Annotated in this window: 17 protein-coding genes and 1 tRNA gene; 1 reads left to right on the plus strand and 17 read right to left on the minus strand. The window is 69.2% G+C overall.

Translation table 11 applies throughout. The annotated features are described in order from the left end of the window. Nucleotide 1: 1 nt before the first annotated feature. Entirely contained in the window at nucleotides 2-1,081 is a 1,080-nt protein-coding gene (gene nrtL, locus ACZ6CZ_RS24460; protein ID WP_469024881.1) for an ArgS-related anticodon-binding protein NrtL, read from the minus strand. Nucleotides 1,082-1,177: 96 nt separating this feature from the next. Then, nucleotides 1,178-1,654, minus strand: coding sequence for a response regulator (locus tag ACZ6CZ_RS24465; RefSeq protein ID WP_469024884.1), 477 nt, complete (start codon nucleotides 1,652-1,654; stop codon nucleotides 1,178-1,180). Between the two features lie 295 nt (nucleotides 1,655-1,949). On the opposite strand from ACZ6CZ_RS24465, the gene ACZ6CZ_RS24470 reads away from it, so the two are divergent. Next, a tRNA-Arg gene (locus ACZ6CZ_RS24470) sits at nucleotides 1,950-2,021 on the plus strand. 176 nt (nucleotides 2,022-2,197) lie between these two features. Here ACZ6CZ_RS24470 and ACZ6CZ_RS24475 read toward each other — a convergent pair. The 15 genes from ACZ6CZ_RS24475 to ACZ6CZ_RS24545 form a co-directional block, all read right to left on the minus strand. Further along, complete coding sequence (locus tag ACZ6CZ_RS24475; protein WP_469024887.1) at nucleotides 2,198-2,581, minus strand: DUF6083 domain-containing protein; 384 nt, start codon at nucleotides 2,579-2,581, stop codon at nucleotides 2,198-2,200. 193 nt (nucleotides 2,582-2,774) lie between these two features. Then, the gene (locus tag ACZ6CZ_RS24480; protein WP_469024890.1) at nucleotides 2,775-4,148 is read right to left on the minus strand and encodes a tyrosine-type recombinase/integrase; all 1,374 of its coding nucleotides are present in this window, start codon (nucleotides 4,146-4,148) and stop codon (nucleotides 2,775-2,777) included. Then, nucleotides 4,145-4,315, minus strand: a complete 171-nt coding sequence (locus ACZ6CZ_RS24485; protein WP_469025240.1) for a helix-turn-helix transcriptional regulator — start codon at nucleotides 4,313-4,315, stop codon at nucleotides 4,145-4,147. The genes ACZ6CZ_RS24480 and ACZ6CZ_RS24485 overlap by 4 nt, the downstream gene beginning before the upstream one ends. Continuing rightward, nucleotides 4,315-5,691 carry a replication initiator gene (locus ACZ6CZ_RS24490; protein ID WP_469024893.1) on the minus strand — a complete coding sequence of 459 codons (1,377 nt, stop codon included), beginning with the start codon at nucleotides 5,689-5,691 and terminating at the stop codon, nucleotides 4,315-4,317. Before ACZ6CZ_RS24490 ends, ACZ6CZ_RS24485 begins: the two co-directional genes overlap by 1 nt. 100 nt (nucleotides 5,692-5,791) lie before the next feature. Next, on the minus strand, nucleotides 5,792-6,094 hold the full coding sequence (locus tag ACZ6CZ_RS24495; protein ID WP_469024896.1) for a SpdD-like protein: 303 nt from the start codon (nucleotides 6,092-6,094) through the stop codon (nucleotides 5,792-5,794). A 19-nt stretch (nucleotides 6,095-6,113) separates the two neighbouring features. Then, nucleotides 6,114-6,269, minus strand: a complete 156-nt coding sequence (locus ACZ6CZ_RS24500; protein WP_469024897.1) for a hypothetical protein — start codon at nucleotides 6,267-6,269, stop codon at nucleotides 6,114-6,116. Nucleotides 6,270-6,283: 14 nt separating this feature from the next. Continuing rightward, a complete protein-coding gene (locus tag ACZ6CZ_RS24505; protein WP_073889547.1) occupies nucleotides 6,284-6,463 on the minus strand; it encodes a mobile element transfer protein in 180 nt (59 codons plus the stop codon). Nucleotides 6,464-6,476: 13 nt separating this feature from the next. Continuing rightward, nucleotides 6,477-7,187 carry a DUF2637 domain-containing protein gene (locus ACZ6CZ_RS24510; protein ID WP_469024900.1) on the minus strand — a complete coding sequence of 237 codons (711 nt, stop codon included), beginning with the start codon at nucleotides 7,185-7,187 and terminating at the stop codon, nucleotides 6,477-6,479. 84 nt (nucleotides 7,188-7,271) lie between these two features. Continuing rightward, nucleotides 7,272-8,639, minus strand: coding sequence for an FtsK/SpoIIIE domain-containing protein (locus tag ACZ6CZ_RS24515; RefSeq protein ID WP_469024903.1), 1,368 nt, complete (start codon nucleotides 8,637-8,639; stop codon nucleotides 7,272-7,274). Between the two features lie 5 nt (nucleotides 8,640-8,644). After that, nucleotides 8,645-8,992, minus strand: a complete 348-nt coding sequence (locus ACZ6CZ_RS24520) for an SCO3933 family regulatory protein (RefSeq protein WP_469024906.1) — start codon at nucleotides 8,990-8,992, stop codon at nucleotides 8,645-8,647. A 186-nt stretch (nucleotides 8,993-9,178) separates the two neighbouring features. Beyond that, the gene (locus ACZ6CZ_RS24525) at nucleotides 9,179-10,000 is read right to left on the minus strand and encodes an integrase (RefSeq protein ID WP_469024908.1); all 822 of its coding nucleotides are present in this window, start codon (nucleotides 9,998-10,000) and stop codon (nucleotides 9,179-9,181) included. Further along, entirely contained in the window at nucleotides 9,997-10,848 is an 852-nt protein-coding gene (locus ACZ6CZ_RS24530; protein WP_469024911.1) for a sigma-70 family RNA polymerase sigma factor, read from the minus strand. The genes ACZ6CZ_RS24525 and ACZ6CZ_RS24530 overlap by 4 nt, the downstream gene beginning before the upstream one ends. 175 nt (nucleotides 10,849-11,023) lie before the next feature. Continuing rightward, a complete protein-coding gene (locus ACZ6CZ_RS24535; RefSeq protein WP_469024913.1) occupies nucleotides 11,024-11,413 on the minus strand; it encodes an ATP-binding protein in 390 nt (129 codons plus the stop codon). Nucleotides 11,414-11,508: 95 nt separating this feature from the next. After that, a complete protein-coding gene (locus tag ACZ6CZ_RS24540; RefSeq protein ID WP_469024915.1) occupies nucleotides 11,509-12,357 on the minus strand; it encodes a helix-turn-helix domain-containing protein in 849 nt (282 codons plus the stop codon). 477 nt (nucleotides 12,358-12,834) lie between these two features. Beyond that, on the minus strand, nucleotides 12,835-13,428 hold the full coding sequence (locus tag ACZ6CZ_RS24545) for a hypothetical protein (protein ID WP_469024918.1): 594 nt from the start codon (nucleotides 13,426-13,428) through the stop codon (nucleotides 12,835-12,837). Nucleotides 13,429-13,437 lie beyond the last annotated feature (9 nt).

Raw genomic sequence — 13,437 nt, forward strand, 5'->3', positions numbered from 1 at the left:
CTCAGAGGTGTTCGGGGGCGTCGATGCCGAGCAGGGACAGGCCGCCGGCCAGCACCGTTCCGGCCGCTTCGGCGAGCGCGAGCCGGGCACGGTGGGCGGCCGAGGGTTTCTGGTCACCCCGCGGCAGCACCGCCGCCAGGAACGGCAGCGTGGCATCGGCGACGGCGACGAGGTGCCGGGCGAGCCGGTCGGGCGCGCGGTGCGTGGCGGCGGCGGTGAGGACACGGGGGTGATCGGCGAGCGCGGCGACCAGCGCCCGCGCCTCCGCCGCCGCCTCCCCCGCCGTCTCCACGTCCCCCGGCTCCGCGCCGAAGCCGAGGCGGGCGGCGTTGCGGCCGAGAGCCCGGGTACGGGCATGGGCGTACCGCACCCGGAAGAGGGGATTGCCCTCCCGCTGCACGAGGTGCTCCGCGGTGATCCGGGGCCGGTCGTGCGGCGCGGGATACAGCAGCGCCCAGCGAGCGGCATCGGGCCCGAGCGCCGCGGGGTCCTCCGGGGCGGGGACGGGACGGAGGGTGAGGGGCTGGGTGAGACGGGCGGCCTCGCTGGTGAGGTCTCCCGGCCCGCTGTGGCTGAGACGGGCGGCCTCGCCGGTGAGGTCTCCCGGCTTGCCGTGCTGGATCTCGGTGCGGCCGCCCTGCGCGCTCACGAGCCGGCCCACGACCTCGGCGACGACCTCGGCCCGCACCTCGTCGGGCACGCGCAGCACGAGGACCTGGCCGGCGAGAGCGTCACCGTGCCCGTAGGCCGCCCCGCGCTCGCGGATCTCCGTGACGAGAGCGATGCCGGGGTCGGCGTCCCGGCTGAGCCGGATGTTCAGGAACCCCGGCCCGGTGACGACGACGTCCTCGACCCCCTCGACACCGATCAGCCGGGGCCGCAGCACCTCCGCGACCCGCAGCGGCGGCTGCCCCGCGGGCCGGGCGAGCTGCAACGCCACGTTGGTGGCGTAGTCCCCGCACCCTCCGGCCCCGGGCACCCCGACCACGACACGCTCCGGCACGATCACGTCCAGCACCCCGTCATCGACAGCGGCGCGCACTGCGTGCAGCACGGCGCGGGACATCTCGACGGGGGTCACGGGTCAAGGGTAGGGGTGGTTGGGGGGTGGGTGCGCTGGAGGTGGGTGGAGGGAGTCGGGGGGCCAGGGGGGTTCTGTTGTCCTGCCTGCCCCGAGTCAGGTACCGGTCCCGGTCGGGCCGGGCCCCGGTCCCGGGCCGGCACGTCCTCCCCGCCCGGCATGGCCTCCCCGCCCGGCACGCTGGACGGGGAGGGAAGCGCCCCGGTCCCCCGCCCGCTCGGCCTCACGGCGCCGGCTGATCAGCTGGGTGACCAACTGGACCAGCTCGGCGGGCTCGAAGGGCTTGGCGAGGAACGCGTCGACACCGACGTCGAGGCCGCTCTCCACTTCGTACTGCGTACAGGCACTGACGATGGCGAGGGGCACGTGCGCCGTACGCGGGTCGGCACGGAGATGCGCGGCGGTACGGAGCCCGTCGAGCCGCGGCATGACGACATCCAGCGTGACGACGTCGGGCTTCACCTGATGGATGACATCCAGACACTCGGCACCATCAGCCGCGGTCACGACCTCGAGCCCCTCCAGCTCAAGGTTGACCCTGATCAGCTGCCGGATCACCTTGTTGTCGTCCACGACAAGGACCCGGCCAGACGCGCCTGGCACAACTCGAGAGTAGGTCCGGTCCGGCCACCGCGTCCGGCTTTTCCGGAGTTCCACCCTCTGGGGGGACGGGCTCGATCCCGTGTCGGAGTGGCGGGGCCGGAGAGGGGGCGGGGAAGGGCGCGGGCGCTCCAGGTCGCCGTGAGACCGGCCGGGGACAGGCCGACTCCCGGCTCGCCCCGCCACCTGGAAACCCGTTCATGAACACCCCGACGGAGCTGGTAGTGTTCTACCCGTCGCCGCGAGCAACACGCTCCGCAGCAGACACGCCCCCGTAGCTCAGGGGATAGAGCAACGGCCTCCGGAGCCGTGTGCGCAGGTTCGAATCCTGCCGGGGGCACCCTAGATGAGGTGCCCAAAGACCCCGTCACCAGCGGAAACGCTGAGGCCGGGGTCTTCGCGTTTGTGCAGGCGTGTGCGGCCCGGAGCGGCCGTATGCCGGGGCCTGTGGACTATTCGTGGACAGGATCACGGAGCATCTGCCCAGGTCAGCCCTCACTTTGGGCGAGGAAGCCGTCACCCGGCATCCGGCCACTCCTGAGGGAGCTCCAGCGGCTTCGGGGCCTCCTGGCGCTCTGCTCGTCGCGCGTTCTCACCGCGGAGCGTCGTCAACCACGGCCAGAGATCCGGCAGCGGCTGCGCAGAGCAAGCCAACCGATGCTCGATACGACACCGCTGATATGGATCCGGCGGCCCCACCCCATAGACGGCCACTCGACCGTCGGATAGCTCAATCCACCGATACTCCGCCGGCACCGTATGGGCCAGCGGAGACATGTCCGGCTCAAGCAGCACCCAATCATGCTCAAGTGTCGGAACCCGGTCCTGCAGTAGGCCACAGTACGGACAGCGGAACTGCCCGCTGTGCAGTCGACGCGGCCCCTCTTCTGAATGCCCCATACAGTGAGCGTCGACAGCCCGGTGTCATATTCGTAGAAGCGAATTGGACGGGACCTCTGAGGCGTCCGCTCACTGATGATGCAGAAAGCGGCGCGGCAGGTGCACCGAACATCTACCGGCCGCCCCTGATGCGGCTGATACACGACCGAGCCCCCCGCTCATACAAGCGGAGGGCTCCAACGTACGTACGTGATCACTCGTATTCGCGCAACAGGTCCTCGATCTTGCGGTTGGCGATTTCCTGCCGTCCGTCGATGCACTTGGCGTAGCGGCTCAGCAGGACCTCGACGCTATTGCCCGCGCGCTCGGCGACCTCGGTCGGATCCACCCCGGAATTGAGCCAGGTCGACAGGGCCGAGTGCCGGAGGTCGTACGGTCGGGCGGCGAGCGGTGAGGCGACGGCAGCCGGCGGGAGCGCCAGCGCACGGGCCTCCTGCCAGACGCGGTAGTACGTGGACGAGCCGACCACTCCCCCGCGCTCGTTGGTGAACAGCCGCCCGTCCTCGGCGGTGCCGAAGGTGTCGAGGTGCTGCCGGAGGATCGCGACGAGCTGGGGCGGGATCGGCACGATGCGGACCTCCTCCGCCGGCCGGTTCTTCAGACCGCGGTCGTCATGGGTCTCGCCGGAGTCCGTCCACTGCTTGCCGACACTGGGACGCGTCCGGTTCAACAGGACTGTCCCCCAGCCAGTCTCGGGCAGCTTCACGTCCGCCCCGGTGAGACCGACCGCCTCAGCCGGACGCAGGGCGCCGTAGTACATGAGCGCGAACAGGCCGACGAGTCGACGGCCACGCGCACGGCCGTACCCACCGACATACGAAGCGGCGGTCAGCAGGGAACGAGCCTGTTCGGGATTGGCGACCACCCGGGGGTCAACCTCTCCGGTGACCTTCGGCTTCTTCCAGCGGATACCCGTGATCGGGTTCTCCTTGAACTCCCCGAGGTCCACCGCGTAGTGCAGCGCGTTGACGAGGGTCCGACGCTTGCGCCGGACGGTCTCCGCGGCTGCCGCCGTACCGTCGAGCTTCAGCCTGAGCGAGTCCAGGACGGCCCTGCCAATCGCGGCTTCGCCAAGGTTCGAGAGTGGACGCGACGCCTTGGCCACCCAGTGCAAAGCGTTTGCGACCTCGGTCGGCAATTCACGCTCGTCCGGGCCGGGAAGGACAAAGGCCCAGTTGCGAAGCGCCTTCCTGAGCAGTTCCTCGGACGGCTGCCCCGGACGCTCGTCGAGGAGGGCCATCGTCACTGCAGTCAGCGCTTCGTTGATCCCGTTACGTGTGTTCGGCGCCGCGTGCGGCCACTTCATAGCGAGGTACTTCAGAGCGAAGGCGTACCAAGTCATCGAGGCCGCCTTTTCGACCATCGATTCCGGTAGCCCCGTCACCGTGTCGAACTCTTCGCCGGCATGGGTGGCGCGGAGCAGCTTGGACCGGTAGTGGTCCGCCAGCCCTTTGGTGCGAAACTGCTCGGAGAAGACCTTTCCGGCGACCATCCATCGGACGTCATAGGACGGATTCTTGGTGTTCCGCTTCCGGACGCCCCACACCTTCACGTCGAGAGACTTCACGCCGCCGCCTCCAGCTGCCGCAGCCAAGCGGCGAAGTCGGCTCGCCACACCCGAAGTTCGCCGTTGGGCAGCTTGAACGCAGCTGGCCCCTGGCCCAGTTCACGCCACCGGTAGAAGGTGCGGCGGGACACCCCACCCAGCTCCGTGAGGATCTGCGGGACGGTCATCAGTTCGTCGCGCCGGTGGTCCACGTCAGCGCTCCTTCCGTGTCGTCGTCTGCCTGGCCTGTAGGGGCGCCAGTGCCGTGAGTGACGAGGTGTTCCGCTGCAGTCAGGCCCGTCCCGGCGAAGACCCAGTGCGAGAGGACGAGGACGGTGTCCGGGTCGGGCAGCGGGTGGCCGGCTTCGGCCGCGCGTTCACGGGTCAGGGCTTCGTTGTGGTCGGCGCGCTCCTGGCGGAGGGCGCCGAGGGTGACGGAGTAGGCGCGGGACTTGGTGGAGAAGTGGCCGCGGAAGCCGAGCATGTGGGCCCACCTGCGTAGGCGCAGGGCCTCGAGTTCGGGGAGCGCGCCGAGGTGCCAGCAGGTCAGGATCATCCGCCGGGCGTGGTCGGTGACGCCGGAGCCGATCAGGTCGGTGATCGGGTTGCGGATGGGGCGGTCGAGGGTGCCTGCGGTCTCGGCGCCCTTGGTGGCGTACTTGGCGATGTAGGCGGCCACGGCGCGGCTGGACAACTCCGAGGTGCCCGCGAAGTCGGCGGAGCGGATGGGGCGGATGTCGAGCTGCTCGCCGAAGCGGAAGGCGTACGACCGGCCGTCGAGGACGGGGCCGGGGGTTTCGGTGAGACGGACCGCCGAGCGGATCGCGTCGGTGAGCAATTCGGTTGTGGCCCAGGCCGGCGGGGCATCCTCGGCACCGTCCGGGCCGTCGAGGCGGATGACGGCGTGGAAGTGGACGGCGCCGCGCCGCTGGTACTCGGCGACCTTGGCGTACGAGACCTTGAGGCACTCGCGGAGGGCGGAACGTCCGATGCCCGCGCGGGAGGCGAGTTGCTGACGCAGGTAGGTGGTGAAACGGGCCCACAGTGCGCCTGCGTGCGCGTTCCACAGGACGGCCGCGCGGTAGTCGTACCGGTCCGGGTCGAGCGGCGTGCCCAGGGCGGGGTCGTCCTCCAGGTGCCTCCGACCGCAGCGGCACCGACCGCCGGCGGGCCGGTTGTGGACGGGGCCGAAGGAGGGGGCGGTGAAGGTGGCGAAGATGCGGGGGTGTTGGGCGACGGCCGGGCTGATGCCCTTGCCGCCGCTCAGGCCGGCTGTGACGAGGTGGAAGGTGTCCTTGCGGTACACCTCGGCGCAGGCGGCGCACCTGGTGGCGCGGCGGTTGTTGCAGCGGATGAGGAGCTGTCCGGCGGGGAGGTCGCGGTCTCCGATCTCCCGGACGATCTCGCCGGTTGCGGCGTGGACGTCGAGCCGGTGGCCCTCCATCCGTACCGGCCGCTCGCAGCCGCCGAGGCGCTGGATCTGCCGTGCGTAGGTGCTGAGGTCGCCGTGCTGGGCGAGGCTGGCCAGGTGGCGGATGGCTCCGGTCGGAGCCGCGGGACGCATGTGCGGGTTCCTCCTTGGAGAGCGGGCGTTGAGGCCCCCGCCCGACTTGTCCAGGGGGCTAGACATCGTGGGCATGCCGGACGGGGTGGTGCGGATGAGGTCAGCGCCTGGTGAGAAGGGAGCGCATGACGACGGCGCTGACGGCTACGGAGGTGGCCGTGATGGCGACGGCGAGGAGCATGGAGACCAGGACGGCGCCGACGACCAGGACCACGGCGGTGCCGCCGCCGACGAGGGCGAGCACGGTGCCAGGGGTGAGCTGGATGGCGGGGCGGGTCGGTGCCGGGGGGACGACGAGCGGCGGAGTCGGGATGGCCGGGGCGATGGTGGTCGGCTCGACGACGGTGGGCGGGGTGACCAGGCCGATGGGCTGGGGCATGGTCGGGATGTTCGGGCGGAACATGGGCGGATCTCCTTTCGCGTTATTTGATGAGGGAGTTGATGACTGGGGCCAGCAGGCTGTCGGCGAGGAGGTAGCCGCCGAGGAGCAGCACGGCGATGAGCCACCAAGGCGGGCGGATGAGCTTGACGCCCAGGACCCCGATGCAGAGCAGGGCGAGCCAGAGCGGGACGTTCATGCGGTGGTTTCCTCTCAGGCCGAGCAGCGGTGGGTGCGGGCGGCGAGTTCGGCGGCGGCGCGGCTGTCGTACTCGGCGGAGAAGTCGCAGCGGGGCGCGGTGCAGGCGGCCAGGTGGCGGTTCTTTCCGCGGTCGAGGTAGGAGGCGACGTTCACCGGGCCGATACGACGGACGTTGCGGAAGCGCCGGTGCATGGTGGTGCTCCTCTCAGAGGTGGGCGGCGACGGATGCGGTCATGGACGGGGGCAGGCCGAGCCGGGCGCGTACGGCGTCGGGGTCGGCGGGACGACCGGTGGCCGAGCGGTGTTCGTCGGCCAGGACGCGAGCGCGATCGATGAGGGCGGGCGGGAGTGCGACGGCTGGAACGGGAGCTGGGGAGGGCTCGGCGACCGGTTCGGCGGCAGTGGACGTAGCAGCGGGTTCGCAATCGCTGGACGGCGCCGGAAGCGCGTCCCGGTCCGGCGCGTCGGCAGCGGCCGGGGCCCGGCGCGACTCCTCAACCGCGTCAGTACCGTCGCCCGGTGCGGCCGGCGCTTCCGGGGCGTGCGGGGCGTGGACCAGGAGCGTTCCGCCGAAGAAGGCGACGGCGGGCCAACCGGCGACGACAACACGGAGCGAGGCAGGAACGTGGCCCAGGTCGAGGAGTCCGGCGGTGGCGACGTTGGCACCGAGGGACGCGGCCAAAGCGACCAGGAACCACAGCCGCGATCCCCCGGTCGGCCGTCCGACACGGTGCTGGTCACGCATCCGGCGCCAGGCGGCGACGAGCAGCAGGTCGACACTGACCGGGTAGGCCCACGCCTTCCACCCGCCCTGTCCGGACGCTTCGGCGAGATCGTGCAGGTGAGAGAAGGACAGGGCCCCGGCGATGACCGCCTGGACGAGCACGGCGTCTACGCGGACCAGGTGGGCACGCATGGGCACGGCGTTCCTTCCGGTTTCGGGCATGGAGGGGGTAAGGACGTGGCGTGAGGCGGTCACGCCTACCGAGGAAGAGCGCGGCTACCCGGTCACCGGGCGAGCTGTGGGCGCGGTAGCGGCAGGTGAGGCCGGACCGGCGGACTCCACGGCGATGGCGGGCCGGAAGGAGTCGAGCCGGGCCAGTTCCGGCATCAGGCCGGAGGTGTCGCGGCACACGGCCGCCGCTTCGTCGAGGGTCAGGTGAGGCGAGCGGACGCGGGACCAGCCGCCAGAGGAGTCACCGACGATCGCGACGCCGGGACGTTCGGCCGGGATGGAGGTAGCGGCCAGGGCCGCTTCAGGGGCGATGTCGGCCAGCGCCATGTTCGCCGACGCCTCGTCGTTGACCCGGTGGCAGACCCGCCCGGTCAACTGGGCGCGAAGCATGGTGGCGCCTTTGCCAAGTTCGGAGCCGAAGCGCTGTCCGCACACCTCCAGGTAGATGCCGGCGGCGCGGCCGAGCTGGGCGAGGCGGATGAGCTTGGTGACCATCGCGTCCCGTCGCTTCTCGTCGTCCTTTCCCGCGGCGAGGAAGAGTTCCGCCACCTCGTCCACGACGACTACGACCGGCACCGGCCGTACGTCATCCGGCAGCCCCCACACGTCCGAGGTGAGTACCGCGTCCGGGCCGGCCCCGCCACTAAGACCGATGAGGCGGAACCGTGCCTCCATCTCCGCCAGCAGGGCGTCGAGGAGGTCGTTCGCCCGGTCGGGATTGTCAGCGAGCGCGGACAACCTGGGTGCGAACGGAGCGAGTTCGACGCCCCACTTGCAGTCGATGCCCACGAGGACGACCGATTGGCGGGCCAGGCCGCACAGCAAGTTGCGCAGGTAGACGGATTTGCCGGACTGGGTGGCACCAAGGATCAGTTCGTGCGGCACGGTACGGAAGTCCCTTGAATGCCATCGGCCGTCTTCCCGCAGCGCAAGCGGAAAGCAGAGCGGACCAGCCGCCAGCCGACGCCGGGACGGCCGTACGTCCGCGAGTACGTCCCATCCGACCAACCGCAGTTCGAGCCACCCCGGTTTTGTGGGGTGCACGTACACCACGTGGGCGCCCCAGGCGTGCCGAAGCCGGTCGGCCGAGGCGGTGAAGTCCTCGGGCGCCTGCCCGGCCGCCATACGGAGCCGCATCACGAGACCGGACCCGGTCGGCAGCGGGAACGAGTGGCGAGGCGGTACGGGAGCCGCCTGCCGCCCCATCATCCGGGCCGTGGCCCGGCGAACGGCAGACGCCGGAACCGTCAGGCCGCAGGCGTCCATCGTCGCCCGGTATGAGATGAGCACCCGCACCATGACGACCGGATACCCGAGGAGCCACCAGAACAGGACCGGCACCCGCCGGCGCAGCACCAGCAGCGCAACCAGGACCAGCAGGACCGGTAACAGCACCCGGACCGTGTCAGCCATGGCCGTCAGCCCTGCACCGCGGCCGGGGCGTTGACCATGACGGCGTCCGCCCGGTAGGCGATGCCGTGACGGGTGCGGCCGCCGAACTCACTCTCCCAGGGCCGGGCCACCAGACCGGACAGGATGACCGGGGCGCCCATCACCAGGCCCTCACCAATGCCCTGCTCGGGAACGGTGACCTTGATCATGTCGGAGCCACCGGCCGCGATGAAGACCAGCTCCAGCGTCATCAGCCGCTGGTTGGTCACCGGGTCCACGGCGATCTCACCGGTCTGCCGGTCCCTCACCTTGACCTCGGGCAGCTTGGTGACGAGGAGCGTCGCAGCAGCAGTGTCCACGGGGATTACACGCATCGTTCTGTACCTCACTGGGTTGTCGGCGCCCTTGTTGCTCGGCGCCATCCGGTCTGAATACCCCCCTAGACAGTCAAGGAGGGAGCCCGCTCAAACTGTCTAGGGGGGTTGACGGTAAAAGTAGCCGACGATCCGTCAACTGTCTAGGGGGGTATACGAGCGTGTCTCAGAGTCAGCGGGAACGCGCTACGGCAGGACCCAGTGGAGGACGGTCGCGTCGTCGTGGGCCTTCCCGCGAGGCCAGCGCCGGCCGTCGGGGTCACTCTCCTCCGCCTCTCGCACGCGGCGGATCAGTTCGTCCGGCCCGGAGGAAGCGAGCACGGCCAAGCACTGTCGCCAGTCGGCGAGTTGGAACCGGTCGACGAGCCGCGTCGCACCATCGCTCAGCAGCGTCACGGTGGAGAGTGAGCCAAGCGGGACCGTACCGGTCAGCGCGTGCTGGGCCGCTTGCGGATCGGGCCCGGCGATCCAGAAGCCGCCCGGCCGGTTACGCAGCCCGGTCAGAGCCTCCCGGTAGTCGGCGAGCGCGGCGGAATGCTCGGGGGAACCGTTGGGCAGCGCGTCGACCGGCTCGCGCAGCCGCCTGCCGACTTCGTCCAGGCGACGGTCGGTGACGACGGCCGTGCCACCGTCCTTCTCCTCCAGGAGCAGAGAAGAGTCACCCAGGACCAGGTACTCCAACGTTCCCCCGTTGACCCGTGCGACGACGACCGTACTCGTGGGACTGGCCCGGTACGTCAGGTCGCAACTGCCGCTGTGCAGCGAGCGGACGCGGTCGATCGAGTCGGCCAGGCACTCGGTGAGCGGCCGGGTGGGGGGCGCGGAGACGGCTCGGAGCAGCAGGCCGCCCAACGTTCCGGAGAACCAGGCGACACCGTGGGTACACCCGGTCTCGGCACCGCTGACGCCGGCGCCGTCGAGGAGCACGGCCGCGCCGAGAGTAGCGGCGGCGAAGTCCTCGTTCTCTCGTTCCGGGTCGGCGGGGAGCGTGGCGAGGTCAACCCTCACGCCGACGTCTCCTCGTCGTGCCGGTATAGGGGAGAGAGCAGTTCGACGGACTGCGGTTCGCTGGTCTCGGGGTCGTACTCGACACCCACCAAGGTGGAGAAGCAACGGTCCCCCACCTGGCCCCACACCACGTTCAGGTCGGTGGCGAGCAGCTGTACGACACCGAGGGAGCCTTGCGTATGGATACCGGCGATCGCGAGCAGCGACCCGTTGCCGTCCGGGCGCGGCAGCCGACCGAGGTAACCGACGTCAGACGGCCGGGCCGGATCACTGTCCTGGCCCGAGCGGTGAACAGTGCCGGTATGCCGGTCCACCACCGTCCAGGGCCCGTCTTCCGCACGCTCCCAGTGCAGAACCGGGTCCTGGGCGTAGGTGTCCCACATCGCCTGGGACATGCGGGGGCCGCAGACCACGATCAGGCCGTCCCGGTTGAGGTCGATCTCACCGGTCACCGGCACATGCTCCGAGGCGACGTCGAGCCCGTACGACCGAGCCAGGTCCTCCAGCCGCTTGCCGGAGCTGACGTCGTCCACGGCGACAACGGTCCGACCGCGTTCGTCATCGCGCCGAAGCGGTGTGGCCACAGTGACGGCGCCCCGGCCGAGGAAAGCCCCTTCCGGCGCCGGGCCGGTGTGCCGGATCTGGTGAATCCGCCCGCGGCTCAGGCCGGCCTTCGCGGCGATCTGTGCGTACGACAGTCCTTGCGCGTGCAGGTCCTGCACCACTCGGCGACGAAGGCGGGCCAGCTCCGTCACCTCATGCTGCGCATCCGCCAAGCGAGTCGTCACCTCGCGCAGCAGCAGGTACGGATCATCAATCGCCATGATCCGTTGCAGCTCGTCCGACATGACCTCACCTCCTGGCAGTAACCAGGAGTCTAGGGCCCTAGACGGAATAGGAGGCAGTCGCCGCCCGGAACTCACGCCGATCACATAGAAACGCGCTCTTCTCCGGGGCACACCTCTCGGGCTCACACCTCCCGCCCGGCAAAGCAGTCCCCGAAGCGCGTCGAAGGCTGAGCACTCATGCGTTCGCCCGTACCAGATCGGCCCAGACCGAGCGCCCGTCGGGCGAGATCGTGTAACCCCAGTTCTTTGCCAGGACATCGATCAGCCGCAGCCCGCGACCCCCCTCTTCACCGCTGGTGACGGGGCACAGGTGAGGCACGCGATCGCCGCCCTGGTCGACCACCTGAATCCGCACGAAGTCGTCAGCAAGGCCGACCACCACCAGGAACCAGCCATCAGCCACGCCGCTCCGCGTGTGCCGCAGGGCGTTGGTCGCCAGCTCACTCACGACCAGGACGGCGTCCTCGACCGGACCGCGATCCGCGAGCAGGGAGGCGACGAAGTGACGAGCATGGGACACCTCTTCCGGCAGGCCGGGGAAGACACGGCACCACTTGCTGAGCATGGAGACCTCTCCGTTCGTCTAGGGGTCTAGACAGCGTGACGGCAGAGTATTCCCAGCCCGGAGCAGCAATCTAGGCATCAGGAGGAATTATTCCTCTAAGGAGTGAGGGTGTCTCCCAGGTCGCGGAACTCCTTCATCACCAGCAACAGCAGCTCGCGGACCTCGGGACCGAAGACGGCAGCGCGCTGGAAGCGAGCGAAGGTCTGCTCATAGGCGGCCACTTCAGCGGCGTCAGTCGACACCCGTTCGCTGTCGAAGGTCTCGATCACGACCGCCCGCTGGTCGCACAAGGTGAAGCCGTGCCGCGGCAGTACCGGCACCGGCCGGCGCCAGGGGACCACCCCGAGCCGTACCGTGCTCAGACTCTCCACCGCCAGCAATCGGTCGAGCTGCGCAAGCATCAACGCCGGGCTCCCCGGCCAGGTACGCAACACGGCCTCGGTGACCACGAACACCGACTCCCGCCCCGGCTCGTACAAGACGCTCTGCCGATCCACACGGGCGGCGACGGTCCGACCGACAGCCTCGGGCGTTGAACGAGGAGCACCCTCGAAGACATGCCGGGCGTACTCCGCGCTCTGCAACATGGCCGGCAGAACGACGCACTGAAACGAGTGCACCGACTGAGCCGACCGCACCTCTTCATCAACGGTCGTACCCGCAGCGGGATCAAGGGCGGTGGGCGCAGCGTCCTCGGCAGCGACCACGCCCGCCAGCAGCTCCCGGACCTCACGAAAGACCGACTCATCGACGCCAAGGGCGCCCAGGATCCGGTCAAGCACGGCCTGACTCGGAACCATGCGCCCGGTCTCGATCTTCGACACGGTCGGCTGTCCCACACCGGCCCGCTGCGCCAGCACGGCACCCGTCAGACCCGATTGCCCACGAAGCACACGAAGACGCGCCCCCAGCGCCTTCATCCGCTCCCGCCGCTCACTGCCCATGTCCAGGGTTCTACACCACGAGCCAACGGGCGCCGGTACGGCGGACACAGGAGCAGGAACCCAGCGTGATTCAAACTTTCTCTACTGGTTCAAGGCGGCTCGCTCCGCTCCCCGCGCGCGGCCCGGCCCCCGGCCGGGCCTGCGCTCCTGTCTCCGCCCCGCTCCAGCCCGGCCGGCGCCCGTGCCGCGCTCTACAGCGATCAGGCGCTTGAAGTCAGAGAAGGGGTACGTCGTGGCTGGGACGGTCGGCTCCACGGCTTTAGGCAGCCACTTTGGCGCGAGCCTCGAAGATCATGGCCCCAACGTCGTGCTTTAGCGGGCAGGTCCACAGACTGCCCGACGCGCTGGAAGCTTACGGGGCCATGATCACTCGCGCCAAAGCAGCTCCAGCCCAAAGCCGCTCCGCCGACCTTAGTCGCACCAGCGGCCACTTCCGAGCCTGGAAAGTGCAAGTTGACAGCCAGCAGAAGCCATCGCTTACCCCAGGCGATAAATCAAGACTTCCCTCTCCTCTTTCTTGAGACCCTTATCTTGACTGATAAGGTTCTTTGGTATCGAGGGAAGGAGGCTCAGGTCAATCTCAAGCGACTGCAAAGTATACACATCAATGCCCTGCGACTTCGCCGCGACAATATCGAGACCCAGTTCACGCAACTCGCGCATCCGCCGCTCAGTATGGACGGAGTCGGCGCTGATAATGCGGAGCATCATCGCTGGAACGGGAGTTCCCTGATGGTTAAGGAGAATAGTGAAGAGCTCCTCATGCACACGTGAGCCATACGGGACTTTCAGGTACTTCTCAGGGATCAGCCCCCCGTACCGGCGCGACAGTTCTCTGCCCAACCGCTCCCGTAGATCATGAAAGGTGGGGCAGCTCTCCGGCAAACTCTCCCGGAGGAGGGCTTGCATTGACTCTGCTAGTGCGCGCTTAGCGACGAGATACGTGTCGACTATGTCTTGCACCGACTCTTTTGGCGCTGCCAACTGATCCCGAAGTTGTTCCACCGCATAGAGGGTTTCGGACTTGAGGCTGCGCCAGCTCTGCTGCGAATTGTCACTCTTTCTCGGCATATCGCACAC

Source organism: Streptomyces sp. NPDC041135 (assembly GCF_055592085.1).

Coding starts and splice junctions, on each gene's coding strand:
- ACZ6CZ_RS24475 (WP_469024887.1), bottom strand. CDS start 2,581: ATGGGGCATTCAGAAGAGGGGCCGCGTCGACTGCACAGCGGGCAGTTC.
- ACZ6CZ_RS24485 (WP_469025240.1), bottom strand. CDS start 4,315: ATGACCGTCCCGCAGATCCTCACGGAGCTGGGTGGGGTGTCCCGCCGC.
- ACZ6CZ_RS24490 (WP_469024893.1), bottom strand. CDS start 5,691: ATGCGTCCCGCGGCTCCGACCGGAGCCATCCGCCACCTGGCCAGCCTC.
- ACZ6CZ_RS24495 (WP_469024896.1), bottom strand. CDS start 6,094: ATGTTCCGCCCGAACATCCCGACCATGCCCCAGCCCATCGGCCTGGTC.
- ACZ6CZ_RS24500 (WP_469024897.1), bottom strand. CDS start 6,269: ATGAACGTCCCGCTCTGGCTCGCCCTGCTCTGCATCGGGGTCCTGGGC.
- ACZ6CZ_RS24505 (WP_073889547.1), bottom strand. CDS start 6,463: ATGCACCGGCGCTTCCGCAACGTCCGTCGTATCGGCCCGGTGAACGTC.
- ACZ6CZ_RS24510 (WP_469024900.1), bottom strand. CDS start 7,187: ATGCGTGCCCACCTGGTCCGCGTAGACGCCGTGCTCGTCCAGGCGGTC.
- ACZ6CZ_RS24515 (WP_469024903.1), bottom strand. CDS start 8,639: ATGGCTGACACGGTCCGGGTGCTGTTACCGGTCCTGCTGGTCCTGGTT.
- ACZ6CZ_RS24520 (WP_469024906.1), bottom strand. CDS start 8,992: ATGCGTGTAATCCCCGTGGACACTGCTGCTGCGACGCTCCTCGTCACC.
- ACZ6CZ_RS24530 (WP_469024911.1), bottom strand. CDS start 10,848: ATGTCGGACGAGCTGCAACGGATCATGGCGATTGATGATCCGTACCTG.
- ACZ6CZ_RS24535 (WP_469024913.1), bottom strand. CDS start 11,413: ATGCTCAGCAAGTGGTGCCGTGTCTTCCCCGGCCTGCCGGAAGAGGTG.
- ACZ6CZ_RS24540 (WP_469024915.1), bottom strand. CDS start 12,357: ATGGGCAGTGAGCGGCGGGAGCGGATGAAGGCGCTGGGGGCGCGTCTT.
- ACZ6CZ_RS24545 (WP_469024918.1), bottom strand. CDS start 13,428: ATGCCGAGAAAGAGTGACAATTCGCAGCAGAGCTGGCGCAGCCTCAAG.